20 protein-coding genes are annotated in these 18,070 nt (G+C 63.5%); 10 read left to right on the plus strand and 10 right to left on the minus strand.

What is annotated here, in order from left to right; genetic code table 11:
- The 3 genes from JWP26_RS21820 to JWP26_RS21830 form a co-directional block, all read right to left on the minus strand.
- Nucleotides 1-940 (minus strand): lyase family protein (locus JWP26_RS21820; protein ID WP_299733035.1); only part of this gene is annotated, 940 nt, incomplete at its 3' end.
- 146 nt (nucleotides 941-1,086) lie between these two features.
- The gene (gene rpmF / locus JWP26_RS21825; protein WP_299733038.1) at nucleotides 1,087-1,266 is read right to left on the minus strand and encodes a 50S ribosomal protein L32; all 180 of its coding nucleotides are present in this window, start codon (nucleotides 1,264-1,266) and stop codon (nucleotides 1,087-1,089) included.
- Between the two features lie 126 nt (nucleotides 1,267-1,392).
- Nucleotides 1,393-2,190, minus strand: a complete 798-nt coding sequence (locus tag JWP26_RS21830) for a transglycosylase domain-containing protein (protein WP_299733041.1) — start codon at nucleotides 2,188-2,190, stop codon at nucleotides 1,393-1,395.
- A gap of 3 nt (nucleotides 2,191-2,193) precedes the next feature.
- On the opposite strand from JWP26_RS21830, the gene JWP26_RS21835 reads away from it, so the two are divergent.
- Genes JWP26_RS21835 through JWP26_RS21855 form a run of 5 tightly spaced genes read left to right on the plus strand, consistent with a single transcriptional unit; the run spans nucleotide 2,194 to nucleotide 5,220 of the window.
- A complete protein-coding gene (locus JWP26_RS21835) occupies nucleotides 2,194-3,096 on the plus strand; it encodes a polyprenyl synthetase family protein (protein WP_299733044.1) in 903 nt (300 codons plus the stop codon).
- A 2-nt stretch (nucleotides 3,097-3,098) separates the two neighbouring features.
- A complete protein-coding gene (locus JWP26_RS21840) occupies nucleotides 3,099-3,734 on the plus strand; it encodes an MOSC domain-containing protein (RefSeq protein ID WP_299733047.1) in 636 nt (211 codons plus the stop codon).
- 8 nt (nucleotides 3,735-3,742) lie between these two features.
- The gene (locus tag JWP26_RS21845) at nucleotides 3,743-4,210 is read left to right on the plus strand and encodes a YbaK/EbsC family protein (RefSeq protein WP_299733050.1); all 468 of its coding nucleotides are present in this window, start codon (nucleotides 3,743-3,745) and stop codon (nucleotides 4,208-4,210) included.
- Nucleotides 4,192-4,809, plus strand: a complete 618-nt coding sequence (locus tag JWP26_RS21850; protein WP_299733053.1) for a hypothetical protein — start codon at nucleotides 4,192-4,194, stop codon at nucleotides 4,807-4,809. Before JWP26_RS21845 ends, JWP26_RS21850 begins: the two co-directional genes overlap by 19 nt.
- Nucleotides 4,810-4,860: 51 nt before the next feature.
- On the plus strand, nucleotides 4,861-5,220 hold the full coding sequence (locus JWP26_RS21855; RefSeq protein WP_299733058.1) for a hypothetical protein: 360 nt from the start codon (nucleotides 4,861-4,863) through the stop codon (nucleotides 5,218-5,220).
- Here the strand turns inward: JWP26_RS21855 and JWP26_RS21860 are convergent.
- Genes JWP26_RS21860 through ispG form a run of 3 tightly spaced genes read right to left on the minus strand, consistent with a single transcriptional unit; the run spans nucleotide 5,178 to nucleotide 7,363 of the window.
- The gene (locus JWP26_RS21860) at nucleotides 5,178-5,765 is read right to left on the minus strand and encodes a chloramphenicol phosphotransferase (RefSeq protein ID WP_299733061.1); all 588 of its coding nucleotides are present in this window, start codon (nucleotides 5,763-5,765) and stop codon (nucleotides 5,178-5,180) included. The genes JWP26_RS21855 and JWP26_RS21860 overlap by 43 nt on opposite strands.
- A 4-nt stretch (nucleotides 5,766-5,769) precedes the next feature.
- On the minus strand, nucleotides 5,770-6,120 hold the full coding sequence (locus tag JWP26_RS21865; protein ID WP_299733064.1) for a hypothetical protein: 351 nt from the start codon (nucleotides 6,118-6,120) through the stop codon (nucleotides 5,770-5,772).
- Between the two features lies 1 nt (nucleotide 6,121).
- Complete coding sequence (gene ispG, locus JWP26_RS21870; protein ID WP_299733067.1) at nucleotides 6,122-7,363, minus strand: flavodoxin-dependent (E)-4-hydroxy-3-methylbut-2-enyl-diphosphate synthase; 1,242 nt, start codon at nucleotides 7,361-7,363, stop codon at nucleotides 6,122-6,124.
- A gap of 129 nt (nucleotides 7,364-7,492) precedes the next feature.
- Between ispG and JWP26_RS21875 the strand changes: the two genes are divergently transcribed.
- From JWP26_RS21875 to JWP26_RS21885, 3 genes are all read left to right on the plus strand, one after another.
- The gene (locus JWP26_RS21875; protein WP_299733070.1) at nucleotides 7,493-7,702 is read left to right on the plus strand and encodes a DUF4287 domain-containing protein; all 210 of its coding nucleotides are present in this window, start codon (nucleotides 7,493-7,495) and stop codon (nucleotides 7,700-7,702) included.
- A complete protein-coding gene (locus JWP26_RS21880; RefSeq protein ID WP_299733073.1) occupies nucleotides 7,703-8,665 on the plus strand; it encodes an alpha/beta hydrolase family protein in 963 nt (320 codons plus the stop codon).
- A 71-nt stretch (nucleotides 8,666-8,736) separates the two neighbouring features.
- Nucleotides 8,737-9,039, plus strand: a complete 303-nt coding sequence (locus JWP26_RS21885; RefSeq protein WP_299733075.1) for a YkvA family protein — start codon at nucleotides 8,737-8,739, stop codon at nucleotides 9,037-9,039.
- Between the two features lie 33 nt (nucleotides 9,040-9,072).
- Here JWP26_RS21885 and pyc read toward each other — a convergent pair whose 3' ends face one another.
- The 4 genes from pyc to JWP26_RS21905 form a co-directional block, all read right to left on the minus strand.
- A complete protein-coding gene (gene pyc / locus JWP26_RS21890; RefSeq protein ID WP_299733077.1) occupies nucleotides 9,073-12,513 on the minus strand; it encodes a pyruvate carboxylase in 3,441 nt (1,146 codons plus the stop codon).
- Between the two features lie 100 nt (nucleotides 12,514-12,613).
- Entirely contained in the window at nucleotides 12,614-13,036 is a 423-nt protein-coding gene (locus tag JWP26_RS21895; protein WP_299733080.1) for a TIGR01244 family sulfur transferase, read from the minus strand.
- A 91-nt stretch (nucleotides 13,037-13,127) separates the two neighbouring features.
- The gene (locus tag JWP26_RS21900) at nucleotides 13,128-14,663 is read right to left on the minus strand and encodes a bifunctional diguanylate cyclase/phosphodiesterase (RefSeq protein WP_299733083.1); all 1,536 of its coding nucleotides are present in this window, start codon (nucleotides 14,661-14,663) and stop codon (nucleotides 13,128-13,130) included.
- 214 nt (nucleotides 14,664-14,877) lie between these two features.
- Nucleotides 14,878-15,903, minus strand: a complete 1,026-nt coding sequence (locus JWP26_RS21905; RefSeq protein WP_299733086.1) for a glycine betaine ABC transporter substrate-binding protein — start codon at nucleotides 15,901-15,903, stop codon at nucleotides 14,878-14,880.
- Between the two features lie 229 nt (nucleotides 15,904-16,132).
- Here JWP26_RS21905 and JWP26_RS21910 point away from each other — a divergent pair, with 229 nt between their 5' ends.
- Nucleotides 16,133-17,335: an ABC transporter substrate-binding protein gene (locus tag JWP26_RS21910; RefSeq protein WP_299733089.1), complete on the plus strand. Its 1,203-nt coding sequence runs from the start codon at nucleotides 16,133-16,135 to the stop codon at nucleotides 17,333-17,335.
- A 66-nt stretch (nucleotides 17,336-17,401) separates the two neighbouring features.
- Complete coding sequence (locus tag JWP26_RS21915; protein ID WP_299733092.1) at nucleotides 17,402-18,001, plus strand: bifunctional 2-polyprenyl-6-hydroxyphenol methylase/3-demethylubiquinol 3-O-methyltransferase UbiG; 600 nt, start codon at nucleotides 17,402-17,404, stop codon at nucleotides 17,999-18,001.
- The last annotated feature ends 69 nt before the right edge of the window (nucleotides 18,002-18,070 follow it).

Here is an 18,070-nt window from a genome sequence, read left to right on the forward strand (position 1 = left end):
CATTCTCGGGGATGATGATTTCGCCCAACCCTGAGCGCGGCCCCGACGCAAGCCAGCGCACATCGTTGGCGAGCTTCATGAACGCCGCCCCAAGCTGTTTTAGCGCGCCGGAGGAGCCGACGAAGGCATCGTGCCCCGCCATCACCGCGTATTTGTTGGGCGCCGTGATGAACTGCCGGCCGGAAAGTTTGGTGATTTCCTCCGCCACCGTCACCGCATAGTCGGGGTGCGCGTTGAGGCCGGTGCCGACGGCGGTGCCGCCGAGCGCCAGTTCGCGCAGTTGCGGCAGCGTCGCCTTGATGGCGTCGATGGCGTGGTCGATCTGCGAAACCCAGCCGCTCATTTCCTGGCCGAGCGTGATCGGCGTCGCATCCTGGAGATGCGTGCGGCCGATCTTGACCACATCCATGAACTCTTCGCTCTTCTGGTGCAGCGTGTCGCGCAGCGTCTGGACGCGCGGAAAAAGGTAGCCCTCGATCGCCTCGAGCGCCGCGATGTGCATCGCCGTCGGAAACGTGTCGTTGGACGACTGGCTCATATTGACGTGGTCGTTGGGATGCACCGGCTTCTTGGAACCCATAGTGCCGCCGGCGATTTCGATGGCGCGGTTGGAGATGACTTCGTTGACGTTCATGTTGGACTGGGTGCCCGAACCGGTCTGCCATACCACCAGCGGGAAATGCTCTTCCAGCTTGCCCGAGATCACTTCATCGGCGGCCGCCACGATCAGATCGCGCGTGGCCTCGTCCATGAGGCCGAGCTTGTGATTGGCCAAAGCCGCAGCCTTCTTGAGGATGCCGAACGCCCGGATGATTTCCTTGGGCATCTTTTCGCCGCCGATATCGAAATTGGCCAGGCTCCGTGCTGTCTGCGCGCCGTAATACTTGGCGGACGGCACATTGATGGTGCCCATCGAATCCGATTCAACGCGCATGGTCATGGAAATCTCCGAATCTGAACCGGGCCGGGCTTAGGCCGACAACAGCGATATGGCAAGTCTCAGCCGCCCCCGCGGCACAGCAAAACGGCCGATCCCGAGGGGACCGGCCGTGTGCAAATCTTCAAACCGGGCGCAAACGCGCCGGCTTATTTCTTGACGTCGAGGATCTGCCGGCCGCGATACATGCCGGTCTTGAGATCGACGTGATGCGGACGACGCAGCTCGCCGCTATCCTTGTCTTCGACATAGGATGCTGGGGAAAGCGCATCGTGCGAGCGGCGGAAGCCGCGCTTCATCGGCGAGGTCTTTCGTTTTGGCACTGCCATGGTCGGTACTCCGAATTCAATATCGTTGCGCCGCCGAAAGCGGCCCAGAGACGTTAAGCTCTGTAGGGATTGGCGGTGTCTATAGATGAGAAAGGCGGGCTTGGCTAGAGCCTTTTGCAGGCTGCGTCACAGCGCCAGCCTGCCGTTTTCGCCGACGCAATCGGCCCGCTCGCCATACTGGCCGACGCGGTCCTCGATCACCGCCGCAATGCGTCGCTGATTGGCCGATGGCCGACCCGGCAGCCGCAGCATCGGATTGGGCAATGCCGTGGTCAACAGCGCCGCAGCCGACCGGCTCAGCGCATCGGGTTCGACGCCGAATGCCGCCTGTGCGCCGGCCTCGACGCCGAACTGTCCACTGGGGCCCCACTCGGCGATATTGAGGTAGATTTCCATGATCCGCCGCTTGGGCAGCACCAGGTCGACATAGAGCGCCAGCGGGATTTCGAGAGCCTTGCGGATATAGCTCTCGCCATTCCACAGGAACAGGTTGCGCGCCACCTGCATGGTGATGGTGGACGCCCCGCGCACCGGCCGTCCGGCAAACAGGTCATTGACCTCGTCGCGCAGCGCCGAAAAATCCACGCCCCAGTGTCGGCAGAACTGCCCGTCTTCCGAGAGAATGACCGAGGCCTTGAGCCGGTCGGAAACCTGCCCGATGTCGCGCCACTCACGGATGACCGGTTGGCCGGTGACATAGCGCTGCAGCATCGGCACCGAGATGGGATCGACGAACAGATAGACCGGCGTCAACACCACCGGAATGGCGACGAGCACGACGACCAGCCGCGCCAACCAGCGCACCGCTCCCCACATGCCCCCCGATTTCCGTCTCCGCGCCATGGCTTTGCAATAGCTGGCGGGTCCCACGAAATCCAGTGCTGCCACCATCTTGCCGCCGCGCATCCAACCCGCTAGCAACATGACATGTACGATTTTGCCGCCGACATTGCCGACTGCGCCCTTGCCGTCGAAACGGCGCTGGACAAATTCCTGACCGCCGAACGCCTGTCCGGCCCCGGCCCCGCCGCCGAGCGGCTGGTATCGGCCATGCGCCATGGCAGCCTCAACGGCGGCAAGCGCCTGCGCCCGCTGCTGGTGCGCCAGGCCGGCGCCATCTTCGGCATGCCCGCCAGCCAGTCGCTGCTTGCCGGGCTCGCCGTCGAGGCGGTGCATTGCTATTCGCTGATCCACGATGACCTGCCGGCGATGGACGATGACGACCTGCGCCGCGGCCAGCCGACCGTGCACAAGGCCTATGACGACGCCACCGCGATCCTGGCCGGCGACGCGCTGCTCACCCACGCCTTTGGCCTGCTCGCCAGTCCCGATTGCCACCCCGATCCGGCGATCCGCATCGCCCTGGTCACCGAACTGGTCAAGGGCAGCGGCGCCGGCGGCATGGCGGGCGGGCAGATGCGCGATATCGAAGGCGAACGCGGCGGTTTTTCCGGCGATGACATCGCCATCATGCAGGCGATGAAAACCGGCGCACTGATCCGCGCCAGCGTCCGCATGGGCGCTATTCTCGGCGGCGCCGATGCCCGCGCCCTCTCGGCGCTCACCGCCTATGCGGAAGCCGCCGGCCGCGCTTTCCAGCTCGCCGACGACCTGCTCGACGTGACCGCGACGCAAGAGGCCATGGGCAAGGCCACCGGCAAGGATGCCGCCAAGGGCAAGCAGACGCTGGTGGCGCGCATCGGCGTCGACGAAGCGCGCCAGCACTTGGCCGCCATCATCAACGACGCCGTCTCGGCGCTGCGCACTTTTGGCCCCAAGGCCGATGGCCTGCGCGCCACCGCCCGCTACTTCGCCAGCCGGGAGAACTGAGCGTGGCCAGCCTGCTCAGCGTCAATATCGGCAAGCCACAGCCCATTCCCGGTCACAAGGCGCCGACGGGCATTTTCAAGCAGCCGGTGACCGGCCCTGTCGCCATCACGGCGCTGGAGGTGGCCGGCGATGCCATCATCGACCGCCGCCACCACGGCGGCCGCGACCAGGCGGTCTATCTCTATTTTGCCGATGACTATGACTGGTGGAGCGTCCAGCTTGGCAAAATCATCGCACCCGGCACCTTCGGCGAAAACCTCACCATCGGGGGCATAACCGGCCAAGCCGTCGCCATCGGCGACCGCTTCACGCTTGGCGATGTCGTCCTTGAAGTCACCTATCACCGCACGCCCTGCATGACCCTGGCTGCGCGCATGGGCGACAACGGCTTCGTCAAACGCTTCGCCCGCGCCCTCCGCCCCGGCGCCTATTGCCGCGTCATTGCACCCGGCATGGTCGAAGCCGGAACGGCCGTCACCTACACGCCGTTTGTCGGCGAACGCGTGACCGTCACCGAGCTGATGGCGCTCGATGGCGTGCGCGAGCTGGACCCCGCCTTCATGCGCCGCGCGCTCGCCACGCCGATCCGCGAAAAAACCCGCGTCAAATACGAAGAGCGCCTCAACCAGCTGTTCTGAGAGACAATATGAGCCTTGCCAGCGTCAAAGCCGACCTCGCCGCCCGCGCCCCCGACCTGTCGGTGCTCGAAACCGACAGGTCGACCGCCACGGTGGACACGGCCGCGGCCGTGCATGGCGTCGAGCCCGGCCAGATCGCCAAAACCCTCTGCATCCGCGTGGGTGGTGAAGTGCTGCTGCTGGTGACCCGTGGCGATGCGCGGCTCGACAACCAGAAATCCAAAGCCGCCTTTGGGGGCCGTCCACGCATGCTGGGCGCCGAGGAGGTCGAGCAATTGACCAGCCACAAGGTCGGCGGCGTCTGCCCCTTCGGCCTGCCGGCGCCGCTGCCGATCTATCTCGACGTGTCGCTCAAGGTCTATGACGTGGTTATCCCGGCCGGCGGCTCCACCCACGCCTCGGTGCGGCTGACGGTCGACCGGCTGGCCGAGCTGTGCGGCGGCAAATGGGTGGATGCGTGCGTGCCGCCGACATGACCCGCCTGCCCTTCACGGAAAACCGGCTCTCGATCGAGACCTGCGAGATCATCCTTCTCGATCGTAAATTTCCGCCCAATATGAAGCACCTCGCTATCACCGTGCTGGTGGTCGCTGGTTTCGCAGCTATTGCTCGTCTGCAGCAAACCGGCGACGTAGTCGCAACGGCTTGGGTGGGCGTGGCGGTTTTGCTCTTTGGGCTCCTCGTCTCCCACCCCATCTATTACTGGTTCTCCCGTCAACTGTGGGTACCAACGACGCTGCTGGCCAATATCGACTGGTTGAAGGGATACGCACAGACCCCCTCACCATTGCTCAATTTCTTGACCGAGACACCGCTGCAATTGAATTGGAGCCAAGTTCGCCAGGTGACGATCTGCCACCGGCCATGGGTCTATGCCACTGACACGGCCGAACTTGATTTAATCCTTCGTGACGCAACCCACATCACGCTGCGCTTGCCCCGCATGGTTGGCGAGGAGAAACAGCAGCTCGCGGAGTTGTTTAGGACTATCGGCAGCCGACGCGGGTTTGACGTGGTCGTCGAACCGGCAACACAAGAGCCCAAAATCTGGTTGCGTAGCTCAGGCGGAGCTTGACGTAAGGAACGATCAGCCGGGTATGATTGGTTGGGCCGCTCGGAAACCGCAATGCTCGCTCTGCTGATCGTCGTCACACTCATCAACGTGCTGGTCGCAACGGGCTTCTCGCTGGCCGGAGTGTTCTTCCCGGTTTTCATCGTCAGGGGCGGCGAGGGCTCACATACCGCCAAAGTATTCGCGCTTTACGGCGTCGCGCGCTCGACCCCGCTGCTGCTGGTGGTGCTGTGGGCGGCATTCCGCGCCGATGGCACGGCGCTGATCTGGCTGGGCCTGCTGGCTGGCGTGATCCAGCTTGCCGATGCCGCCGTGGGCCTGCAGACCGGCGACAAGGTGAAGGTCTGGGGGCCGCTGGGACTGGGCGCAGTTCAGTTGGTTGTTGTTCTGCTGGCATTCTGGTTCGGCGCATAGCCGCATTCCAAAAAGGCCGACGGCGCGGTCCGCGTCTTCCAGGCCGAAATCACCCGCTCGACATTGTCGTTGGCGTCTAATTCGGCGGAAATCTCCAGATCGTAGCGCAGGCCACGATGGATCGTATTGAAGTCCTGCTCGGCGCTGCCGATGGGACGATCACCGCGCGCTTGCTCGCGCCGGACAAGTTCGGCCAGCGAGCACTGCACGCCCACGAAAAACACATCGAACGGCGCCAAGAGCGCGATCAAGTCCTCATGCCAGCCGGGCGTATCGAGGATGTGCTCGACGATCAGGCTGTTGCCGGCATGCGCATAGGCGGCCAGCGACTGGTGAAAACCATCGAAAAACGGGCGGCGCATGTCGCGCCATTTGAACTCGCCGCTCGTGATGCGGGCCGATGGCAACACGCCCGCATCGCGCAGGTGATCGATGGAAATATGCCAGAATGGTTGGTCAATTTTCGCCTGCACGCCGCGCGCCAGCGACGATTTCCCGCTGCTCGACGCGCCATGGATGAAAATGATGCTGGCAGGACGATCCATGCGGCTAGGCCGCCGGAACTGGGGCCGGCACGACCGGCATGCACATGGCAACGGCCTCGTCGAGATCCTCGGGGGAAGCGGTACACCGTGGCAGACTGGCGCTGATCACGAAGACAGCAACGAACGACGCCACCGCCACCAGGCCACCGGCCGTGAGCAGGGTTCTGGCGATGCGGAACCGGGGATCCTCAAAGGCGCCCTGAACGCGCGACAAAAGGTTCTTTGGCCGCCCTGCATCGGTTATTGGCTCACGCCCTGCGGAGCGAGTCGCCAGTATCGCCAGCAGCACCGCGCCGACGGCGAAGCAGACGAGGCTGGCCAGCATGACACCGTTCAGAAGATTGACAATGAGCATGCTATTCCGCCGCGACCTTGGCGCCGGCGCCAAACTTCTTCTCGATATAATCGGCGACCATCACCTTGAACTGGTCGGCCACATCGGCCCCGCGCAGGGTCGCGACCTTCTGGCCATCGACAAACACCGGGGCGGCCGGGGTCTCGCCGGTGCCGGGCAGGGAAATGCCGATATTGGCGTGCTTGCTCTCACCCGGACCGTTGACAATGCAGCCCATGACCGCCACCGACAGCGTCTCGACGCCCGGATAGCGTTCCTTCCATTCGGGCATCGAGGATGACAGGTGATCCTGGATATCCTTGGCCAGATGCTGGAACGTATCGGACGTGGTGCGCCCGCAACCGGGGCAGGCTGCGACCACAGGCAGGAACTGGCGGAAGCCCATGGTCTGCAGCAGTTCCTGCGCCACCTTGACCTCGGTAGTGCGATCGCCACCCGGCTCGGGCGTCAGCGAAATGCGGATGGTGTCGCCGATGCCCTGTTGCAGCAGAATGCCCATGGCGGCGGACGAAGCGACGACGCCCTTGGTCCCCATGCCGGCCTCGGTCAGCCCCAGATGCAGCGCGTAATCGCAACGCGCCGACAGGTCCTGATAGACCGCGATCAGGTGCTGGACGTCCGAGACTTTGGTCGAGAGGATGATCTTGTCGCGACCCATGCCGAGTTCTTCTGCCCGCTGCGCCGACAGCAGCGCCGACTGGATGATCGCCTCGCGTTGGACGGCGGCCGCCGAAATCGGCGTAGCCGAGTTGGCGTTCTCGTCCATCAGCTTTGTCAGAAGTTCCTCATCGAGCGAACCCCAGTTCACCCCGATGCGGACCGGCTTGTTGTATTTGTTGGCGATCTCGATCAGCGTCGAAAACTGCGTGTCGCGCTTGGCCTTGAAGCCGACATTGCCCGGATTGATGCGGTATTTCGCCAGTGCCTCGGCGCAGGCCGGATGATCCGTCAGCAACTTGTGGCCGATATAGTGGAAGTCCCCGACCAGCGGCACGTCATAGCCCATGAACGCCAGGCGATCGCGGATGATCGGCACGGCGGCGGCTGACTCGTCGCGATCGACCGTGATGCGCACAATTTCCGAGCCGGCCCGCGCCAGTTGCATGACCTGCTTCACCGTCGCGTCGATATCGGCCGTATCGGTATTGGTCATCGATTGCACGACAACCGGCGCTCCGCCGCCGACCATGACGCCGCCGACATCCACACCAACCGATTGCCTGCGCTCCAACGGCCCAGCCATGCGACACCTCTGCCTTCTCTGAGGGGAGAAATAGGCCTAGGACGCTATCAACGCAATGTTTCTGAATGATGTCGAACCGACGCACCGTCCCGCGTCGTGTGGTATGCAAGCTGACCACGGAGCGTTTCCATGTCCTTCCAGGCCTATCTCGACAATATCGAAAAGCAGACCGGCGTTTCCCCGGACCAGTTCATCGCCCTGGCCAAGGCCAAGGGCTTCACCAAGCCCGGCACCAAGGCGACCCCGATCACCGATTGGCTGAAGACCGATTACAGCCTGGGGCATGGCCACGCCATGGCCATCGTCAAGCTGCTGCGGGAGCGGGGCGGGCTGACCTGAATGCGTTATCTTGCCCTGATCGCCCTGCTGCTCCTCGCCCCCTTGCCGGCCTCGGCGAGCACCATCGTGGCGCAAAGCTACGCCCTGCCCGCGATGGCCGCTCCGATGGCGGTCAATGTCTATCGCCCCGACGGCAATCCGCCGCCGCAGGGCTGGCCGGTGGTCTATCTGCTGCATGGGCTGGGGGGCAATCAAGGCGATTGGCTGGTCGCCGGCAACCTGCAACCGACACTAGACGGGTTGATCGCCGACGGCACCGTGCAGCCCATGGTCGTGGTCATGCCGGCCGCGGGTAATAACTGGTACGTGGATACGCGGCCGGCGGGCGGGCAGGACGATGTCGAAACCGCCATCACCAGCCAGTTGAGCGAGAAGATCGAGGCCGAATTTCCGGTTCGCAAGGATGCCGGCGGTCGCGCCATTGCGGGCCTTTCCATGGGCGGCGCCGGCGCCTTGCGCCTGGGGATCGGCCATCCCGATCTTTATGCAGCCATCGCGGCCCTCTCCCCCGCGATCTGGGAGAATGTGCCCATCGAAGACCTCGACAAAGCGCCCGCCGACATCGACCTCATCATCGACAGCGCCTATTTTCACTGGGCCGATCCCGATACCCTGACCAGCGGCGTCGATCTACCTCCGGCCGGGCCGCATTTTTCCGGTGCGTTCGGCGATCCCTTCGATGCCCGCCGCTACAATAGCGAAAACGTGTTCACGCTGCTGGCCGGCGCCGTGCGCAACAATACGCCGCTCCCCGCCATCTTCATGCTGGTGGGGGATCACGACAGTCACAAGCTCTGGCGCGGCGCCATCGCGCTTTATGAGACGCTGCTGGCCGATAACCGGAACGTCGCCTTCCGCATCTATGACGGCGATCATTCGTGGGAACTTTGGCGCGCCCATATCGGGGAAGCCCTGACTTTCATCAATGCAAATTTCAAGCCGGCGCCGGCGGCTAGCCCATAGGGTATTCCAACTTTTGTGGCCATCGGTCTTGAACCAATCGGGCTGCGGACCATTTAAGGTGCATGATGAAAATGCTCCTTCCCCGCATCGTCCTCTTCCGCAAAGAAGTCGTCCAGCTCTGGAAGGCATTCTTCGCGCCCGAGACCCCGCTTTACCTCAAGTTCGCCACGGCATTCGTCGCGTTCTACCTGGTCAATCCGTTCGACATCATCCCCGATGTCATCCCGGTGCTTGGCTGGGTCGACGATATCGTGCTGGTGCCCCTGATGGTAAGCTGGATCGTCAGCCGCCTGCCCATCAAGGTGCGCGCCGATCACCGCGATCGCAATGATCGCAATGATCGCACCATAGATGGCCGCGCCCGCCGGCTCTAATTGATAAGGCCCGGATCGCTCCGGGCCTTTTGCTTATTCGAACCGCACCAACAAATCCTTGGCGTCGATCTGGTCACCCGGCTTGACCAGAACTTCGGCGATGACGCCGCTGGCTTCGGCGTGGATGGCGGTTTCCATTTTCATGGCTTCGATCGAGCACAACACGTCGCCGGCGGTGACGGTCTGGCCAGCCTTGACGGCAAGGCCCGAAATGACGCCCGGCATCGGCGCGCCGACCTGCTTGGGATCGCCGATCGCCGCCTTGTCACGCAGCTTGACCTCGCCGACCTTGAGCCGATCGGGCACGAGGATGGTGCGCGGCTGACCGTTGAGGTCGAAGAACACCCGCACTTCGCCCTTTTCATTGGTGGGCGCACGGCCGAGATATTGCAGGACCAGCGTCTTGCCCTTCTCGATATCGACGAACAATTCCTGGCCCTCATGCAGGCCATAGAAATAGACCGGCGTCGGCAACACTGCGGTGGGGCCGTATTTGTCCTGGGTCTTTTCGAAATCCGAAAACACTTTGGGATACATCAGGTACGAGGCGAGGCGATAATCATCGACCTCGTGGCCGACTTCCTCGGCGACCTTGGCGCGTTCGGCTTCGAGGTCCACGTCCTTGAGATAGGAACCCGGCCGTTCGGTGATTGGCTCGCGGCCCTTGAGCACCTTCTTTTGCAGCGCCTTGGGGAAGCCGCCCGGCGGCTGGCCCAGATCGCCGGCGAAGAAGCCCACGACGGAATCCGGGAAGGCGATATCGCGCGCGGGGTCTTCGACATCGGCGCGCGTCAGGCCTGCCGAAACCATGGCCAAAGCCATGTCGCCGACGACCTTGGAGCTTGGCGTTACCTTGACGATATCGCCGAACATCTGGTTGACGTCCGCATAGGTCTGGGCGACTTCGTGCCAGCGGGTTTCCAGACCCAGCGAGCGCGCCTGTTCCTTGAGATTGGTGAACTGCCCGCCCGGCATTTCATGCAGGTAGACTTCCGAAGCGCCGGAACGAAGGTCACTTTCGAAGGCGCGGTATTGCGTGCGCACCGCTTCCCAATAGAACGAAATCTGGCGGATCGCCTTGGCATCGAGGTCGGGATCGCGATCGCCATCGGTCAGCGCCGCGACGAGCGAGCCGAGCGTCGGCTGGCTCGTCGTGCCCGATAGCGCATCCATCGCCGCATCGACCGCATCGACGCCGGCATCCACGGCGGCCAAAACGGTGGCGGCAGCGGCACCCGAAGTGTCGTGCGTGTGCAGATGGATCGGCAGGCCGATTTCCTGCTTGAGCGTCTCGATCAGCTTCTTGGCGGCGGCGGGGCGAAGCAGGCCGGCCATGTCCTTGAGCCCCAGCACATGGGCGCCGGCAGCTTCCAGTTCTTTGGCCAAGGCCACATAGTATTTGAGGTCATACTTGGCCCGGTTGGGGTCGAGCACGTCGCCCGTATAGCAAATGACGCCCTCGGCGACCTTGTCGGCGTCCAGCACCGCGTCGATCGAGACGCGCATGTTCTCGACCCAGTTGAGGCAATCGAAAACACGAAAAATATCGACGCCGCCCTTGGCCGCCTGGGCGACGAAGAACTTGACCACATTATCGGGATAATTGGTGTAGCCGACGCCATTGCTGCCGCGCAGCAGCATCTGGGTCAGGATGTTGGGCGCGCCGTCGCGCACCTGCGCCAGCCGTTCCCACGGGTCCTCATTGAGGAAGCGCATCGCCACGTCGAAGGTCGCCCCGCCCCAGCATTCGAGGCTGAACAGGTTGGGCAGCCCGCGCGAATACGCCTGCGCAATGCGAGTAATGTCGTAGCTGCGCATCCGCGTCGCCAACAGGCTCTGATGCGCGTCGCGCATCGTCGTGTCGGTGAACAGCACGCGCTTTTGCGCCTTCATCCAGCTTGCGAGGCCTTTAGGCCCCTGCCGTTCCAGAATCTGCCGGCTGCCCTCGTTGACGATTAGCGGCTCGAACACCGGCACCACCGGCGCCGCGGCTTCAGCCGGCGGCATCGGCCGGTCACGCACTTCGGGGTGGCCGTTGACGGTCACGTCGGCGATATAGCTGAGCAGCTTGGTCGCGCGATCCTTGCGCGGCTTGAAGTTGAACAGCTCGGGCGTCGTATCGATGAACCGCGTCGTATAGCGATTCTGCACGAAGTCCGGATGCGTGATGATGTTTTCGAGGAACGCCAGATTGGTCGAGACGCCGCGAATACGGAACTCGCGCAGGGCGCGGTGCATGCGGGCGATCGCCTCCTCGGCGGTCGGGGCCCAGCAGGTAACCTTTTCCAGCAGCGGATCGTAGAAGCGCGTGATCACCGCGCCCGCATAGGCGGTGCCGCCATCGAGACGAACGCCAAAGCCGGTGGCGCCGCGATAGGCGGTGATGCGGCCGTAATCGGGGATGAAGTTCTGCTCGGGATCTTCGGTGGTCACCCGGCACTGGATGGCATTGCCGTTGAGGTGAATATCCTGTTGCAGCGGCACGCCCGACTCCGGCGTGCCGATCACCGCGCCATCGAGCAGATGGATCTGCGCCTTGACGATATCGATGCCGGTCACCTCTTCGGTGACGGTATGCTCAACCTGGATGCGCGGATTGACCTCGATGAAGTAGAATTTGTCGGTGTCGGCATCCATCAGGAATTCGACGGTACCGGCGCCGCGATAGCTGGCGGCACTGCCGAGGCGCACGGCTGCGTCGGTCAGTTCCTTGCGCACGGCTTCGCTGAGATACGGCGCGGGCGCCCGCTCGACGACCTTCTGGTTGCGGCGCTGCACCGAGCAGTCGCGCTCATAAAGATGCACGAGGTTGCCGTGATCGTCGCCGATGAGCTGCACTTCGACATGGCGCGCCCGCTCGACCAGCTTTTCGAGATACATCTCGTCCTTGCCGAACGCCGCCTTGGCCTCGCGCTTGCCTTCGCTGACCTCGGACAACAAGGAAGACTCGTCCATGATGCGGCGCATGCCACGGCCACCGCCGCCCCAGCTCGCCTTGAGCATCAGCGGATAGCCGACTTCGGCGGCGAGGCGCTTGATCTCGTTCGGATCGTCAGGCAGCGCTTCGGTGGCCGGCACCACCGGCACATTGCTGGCGATCGCCATGTTGCGCGCCGCGACCTTGTTGCCGAGGTCGCGCATGGTCTGGGCGCGCGGGCCGATGAAGATAATGCCCGCATCTTCGCAGGCGTCTACGAACTCCGGCGACTCCGAGAGCAGCCCATAGCCAGGATGGATCGCATCGGCGCCGGAAATCCGCGCGATGCGGATATATTCGTCGATCTGCAGATAGGCCTCGACCGGGCCCTTGCCCTTGCCGATCAGATAGGCCTCGTCGGCCTTGAAGCGGTGCAGCGCCAGCTTGTCTTCTTCGGCAAAGGCCGCGACGGTCTTGAGCCCAAGTTCATTGGCGGCCCGGAACACGCGAATGGCGATTTCGGAGCGGTTGGCGACGAGGATTTTCTTGATTGGCATCGATATAGGTCCGAGCAAGAGGGGTGCTGGGCTGGTTAAGACCCGGCTCAAATCATCTGCATCGGCGGGAACGGTTGCCCGTCCAACCGTTGCGTCATGTCTATTTCTGGTTGAGATGCCCGGCGAGATGGCTCATGTCGTAGCCGGCCGCGGCCGCTTCCGAAATGATCTCGCCCGCATCCATTTCGCCGGCCTGGGACAGAGCCCACAGCGTTGTCGAGCGGGTGCCCGAGCGGCAAAATGCGAAAACCGGGCCTTGGCTCCCCTCGAGCGCGGCCTTGGTTTTCTCGACCATATCGGGGGAAACCCCATCGCGACCCAGCGGGATCGCATAGTAGCCCAGGCCCGCAGCCTTGGCCGCAGCCTCGATTTCGGCGCCCGCCGGCTGGTCCGGCGATTCATCGTCGGGGCGATTATTGATGATGGTGGTGAAGCCGGCGGCTTTGAGCGACGCGATATCCTCGGGCAGGATCTGCCCCGATACGGTGATACGATCGTTGATCCGCTTCAAATCCAAAGTCACTGCTCCCGCTATCGCCCGCTCCTCAGCAGGCTGCCCGCCCCTTTATATCCATCGTGCGGGCGCGGAAGCAACTGTGACGATAGGATAACGCCTATGCGGCGTCCGCGACCCTGGCGAGAGCACGCCCTGCATTGAGCTTGGACAGTGGCTGCGGACGGCCCAAGAGGAACCCCTGCAGGCCCGTGCAGCCGGCGCGCTGCAACACCGCCAATTGCTCTTGCGTCTCGACGCCCTCGGCAATCACCTCGACCGGCAGCGAACGCGCGATATCGCAAATCGCCGACACGATCATCGAATCGATGCGGTTGCCCGCGATATTGCTCACATAGCTGCGGTCGATCTTGATGATGTCGAAGGCAAACCCGCGCAGATATTGCAGGCTCGCATGCCCGGCGCCGAAATCGTCGATGGCGATGCGCACACCCATCTTGCGCAAAACCTCGAGATTTTCCTGCTCCTGGCCCTTGCCGGTCATCGGCACGGTCTCGGTGACTTCCACAATCAACTGGCGCGGATCGGTGCCGGTCTCGGCCACGATGGCGACGAAGCGTTTGGCGAATTCGGCCCGCCGCAACTGTGCCGGCGAGACATTGACCGCCACCGACACGCCAAGCGCCGGCAAGTCGATACAGGCGCGCCGCAACACCCATTCGCCCAGCTTGTCGATCAGCTCGCTCTGCTCGGCAATATGGATGAACTCACCGGGCGCGATCATGCCGCGCACCTTATGCTGCCAGCGCACCAGCGCCTCATAGGATTTGATCGTAATGCCATCGGCGCTGAACACCGGCTGGTAATGCAGTTCCAGCTCGTCCATTAGCAGCGCCGCCCGCAACTCGCGTTCGACGAACCGCCGATGGCGCTCGTCGCCCAGCATGTCGGCATCGAACTCGACCACGGCGTGGCGGCCGCCGCGCTTGCCCTTGTAGAGCGCCAGGTCGGCCTTGGAGATCAGGTCGCCCGCATCGCTGGCATCGGCCGGCGCCAGCGCAATCCCGACCGTCGCCGACAGCCGCACCGGCCGTCCGCCAATCATCACCGGCTTATCCAGTTCGCGCAGCAATTGTTCGCCCAGCCGGCGCAGCGCCGGCTTGTTATCGTGGGCCGGGATGGCGATGCCGAATTCGTCGCCACCCAACCGTCCCACAATGGCGGTCGGCACCAGCGCATTGATGGTCTTGACCAGGTGGCTCAGCGCCGCGTCGCCGGCATTGTGGCCGTGGCTGTCGTTGAGCACCTTGAGCTTGTCCATGTCGAGCTGCATGTAGCCCATGGCCTCGTCGGAGCCGTGGTAGACATGTAGCCCCATCTGCTCGATGAAATAGGAGCGCGTGAAGGCGCCCGTCAGTGCATCGCGATTGACCGAGGCCAGCACCGCGCGATTGGCCTTGTCGGCGCTATCGATGCCCTGCGCCAGCGCGCGGTAACCAAGCCGCAGGCCCAGCAGCATCAGCGCCATGATGCCGATAATGCCCGCATAAACGAGGGAAACTTCGCCCGTTCGGAGCAATTTGGGGACTAGACCCACCACGCACAGCGCGATGACGGCGATGATGGCGACCGCCGCCACTATCGAGAATTGCCGGTAGCCATCGAGAATCTTGAACAGCGTGGGTATTTTGCGCATCGGGCCTACCGGAACATACAGGGCGCGCTGCCCCATGCCGCACTATGCACACCAACCCGTGAACGGGACCTAAACATCACAAAAATAATGTTATACATCAATAGTTTATGCAAACACGTCCAGGATAGCCAAAAACCCTATCGGCGCTCTGTGACGGTTTGATATCAATGCCCGATCCGCCTGAAATCAGGCTTAACGGACAGTGAATCCAAGCTTAGGGCGCGCCTGATCCAACCCAGCCTTTCCAGATATCGCTGCGTTCGATCACGAACCGATCCGCCACGCTTTCTATCGTTGCGCCGGGCTCGTTGAGCTGGGCCAGCAAGGTGTTCATTTCCTTGAGCGGCATGGTGGTGCGCCCGAAATAGGCGGCGATACTGGGAATGTCGGTATAGACCCACTCGGCCAGCGCGATCACCACGCTCTCGGGCGCAAACGAGGAGGCGACCGGCGTAGCGCAGGTCTGTTGCGCCAGGCATTGCAGCGCCTTTTCGTCATAGGCCCCCAGGTCGAGATTGACGAAGTTGAACTGCGCCAGCACCGCATTGGGCTGCCAGTAATAGAACACCACCGGCTCGTGCCGCCCCACGGCCTCGGCAATCAGCGTATCCATTTCGAAGCGATTGGCCGGCTCGACCACATCGAGCACATCGCCCAACCCCAGCGCCCGGATCAGGTTGCGGTTGATCACCGAACAGCCCCAATCGGCCGGGCAGGACACGAAACGGATTTTTGCGCCATTATTCAGCGTCGCCGCCACGTCCCTGAGTTTGGCCGCACCAGTCAGCTCGGGATGCGCCGCCGCCAGATAGTCCGGCACGAACCAGCCCTCGAACGTGGTCTCCGCGTAGGTGGGCGCCGCGGGACGGACCATCTGCGCCTTGACCGCTGGGTTCCACACCTCGGCAATGCGCGCCACCCACATTTCGGGTGCCACTGCCGGCTGCCCCGTCGTGCCCATCGAGGAGCCGGTAGCGGCCAGATCCCCTGGCGCCACCCGCGTCTGGCAACCGAACTGGGTGGTCAGCAGGCGCGCCTGGATTTCCGCCAGGATCGCCGCCGATGGCCAACTCATCCGCGCAATGCCGATCGGCTGCGTACCGCAGATCGGCGGCGGCGCAACAGGATCGGCCGGCACAGCACCATCCTGCGCCTGGTCGAGCACGGTGACTTGCCCCAGCGCCGGCTGCAGCAGGGCCAAAACGGCCAGCATGGCGATGCCCCAAATCCTGATAGTCATCGGGGCCTCCTCGCCGCACATCGCCCTTATTCTATGCGCAAACCACCCCCGTTAAGCAACTGCAAGAAGGCCTTGCAAGCCCCTTCAATTGCCCGTGACTCCGGCTTAACAAATGTGCAACAGTCTGCCCCAGCGAGGCGCATTTAGCGCCTCCTAGATCGCGTTGTTCCGCTCAGAAGACAGGACCGTTAAGGCCGCTCGGCGGAGCAACCCATAACGAGGGACATCAATGCTCAATCTGAAAACTCTTCTGACCATGGCCGTGGCGGCCACGACCCTGTCGATCGCCGCCCCTGCGCTGGCCGAGGACGTCAAGCTCGGCATTCTCGCCGACCTGACCGGCCCGATCGAAAGCCTGGCTCCCCCCATCGTCGCCGGCGCTCAGCTCGCCTTCGACGAAGTCAATGCCCAGGGCGGCATTCTGGGTGGCGGCAAGATCATTCCCGTCGTCGGCGATAGCGCCTGCGACGCGACTGCCGCTTCCGCCGCGGCCGACAAGCTGGTCAACACCGACCAGGTCACCGGCATCATGGGCGCCTTCTGCACCGGCGCCACCATCGGCGGCGCCAATTCGGCTGCCATCCCCGGCGGCGTCGTGATGATCTCCCCCGCTGCCAGCGCTCCCGCGCTGACGACCCTGGCCGATAACGATCTCGTCTATCGCACCACCCCGGCTGACTCGCTGCAGGGCGTGAAGATGGCCGACCTGCTGCTGGCGCGCGGCGTCAAGGACGTTGCCGTCACCTATGTCAACAATGACTACGGCAAAGGCCTGGCCGACGTGTTCGCCGCCACCTTCACCGCCGGCGGCGGCACCATCGCTGCCAATATCGCGCACGAAGACGGCAAGGCCGACTATCGCGCCGAGCTGGGGAACCTGGTTGGTTCGCAGAACCTGGTGATCCTGGCCTACGCTTCGGGCTCGGGCCAGACCATGCTGCGCCAGGCTGTCGAATCGGGCAACTTCACCACCTATGTTGGTGGCGATGGCATGGTCGGCGACGACCTGCTGACCGGTATCGACGCTGCGGCTGTCGAAGGCCTGACCGCAACCCGCGCCGGTGCTTATGCCGGCGAGTCCGCCACCGTCTACGCCAAGCTGGCGACCGATGCCGGCCAGGACCCGACCGCGACCTATGCCCCCCAGGCTTATGACGCCGCGTTCCTGCTTGCTCTCGCCGTCGAAAAGAATGGTTCGGCCAAGCGCGAAGGCCTTTCGGCTGCTCTGCGTGACGTCGCTTCCGCTCCCGGCGAAAAGATCCTGCCCGGCGAATGGACCAAGGCTGTCGAGCTGATCAAGGCCGGCACCGACATCGACTACGAAGGCGCCGGCGGCCCGCTGGACTTCGACGCTGCCGGTGACGTCCCCGGCACCATCGTCTATCTCGAAGTCGAAGGCGGCAAGTTCGTCGAAAAGGGCGCGATCGAATAGATCGACCGACCTTAAAAGAACACAGAGGCCCGGGAGAAATCCCGGGCCTTTTGTTTTGGAGCGATCATGCCGGACGACGAGACGCTGCGCTTTTATGCCGAGAACGCCGAAGTCTATGCCGGCCGCCAGCGGCGCTTGGACGACGAACAGTTGAGCACCTTCCTTGCCGCCCTGCCGGCTGGCGGCGACATTCTCGAACTGGGCACCGGCGGCGGCCAGGACGCGGCCTATATGCTGTCGGCTGGCTTCGCGGTGACGCCAAGCGATGCCTCAGCCGAACTGGCGGCAGCGGCCGAAATCCTACTTGGCCGTCCAGTAAAAATCATGGCCTTCAACCAGCTCGACGACGTGGCTACCTATGACGGGGTCTGGGCAAGCGCCGCCTTGCTGCATGCACCAGCCGCTGAACTGACCGAGGACATCGCCCGCATCCACACCGCCCTGCGCCCCGGCAGCCCGCTGACCGCCAGCTTCAAGGCCGGCACCGGCGAAGGCCGCGACGGCTTGGGTCGGTATTACAACTATCCCAGCGCCCAAACCCTACTCGCCCATTTCCGCGCCGCCGCCGATTGGGCCGCGCTCGAACTCACCGAAACTGACGGCGGCGGCTACGATGGCAAGCCCACCCGCTGGCTCTGGGTCCACGCAACCAAAGCCCTCGCTTGAGCGTAGCTCTTGACAAGCAGCGCGGCACGCCCATTTAGAGACCATCGGTCACTTATATGACGTCTCCCA

This window comes from Devosia sp. (assembly GCF_028290435.1).
GTDB lineage: Bacteria > Pseudomonadota > Alphaproteobacteria > Rhizobiales > Devosiaceae > Devosia.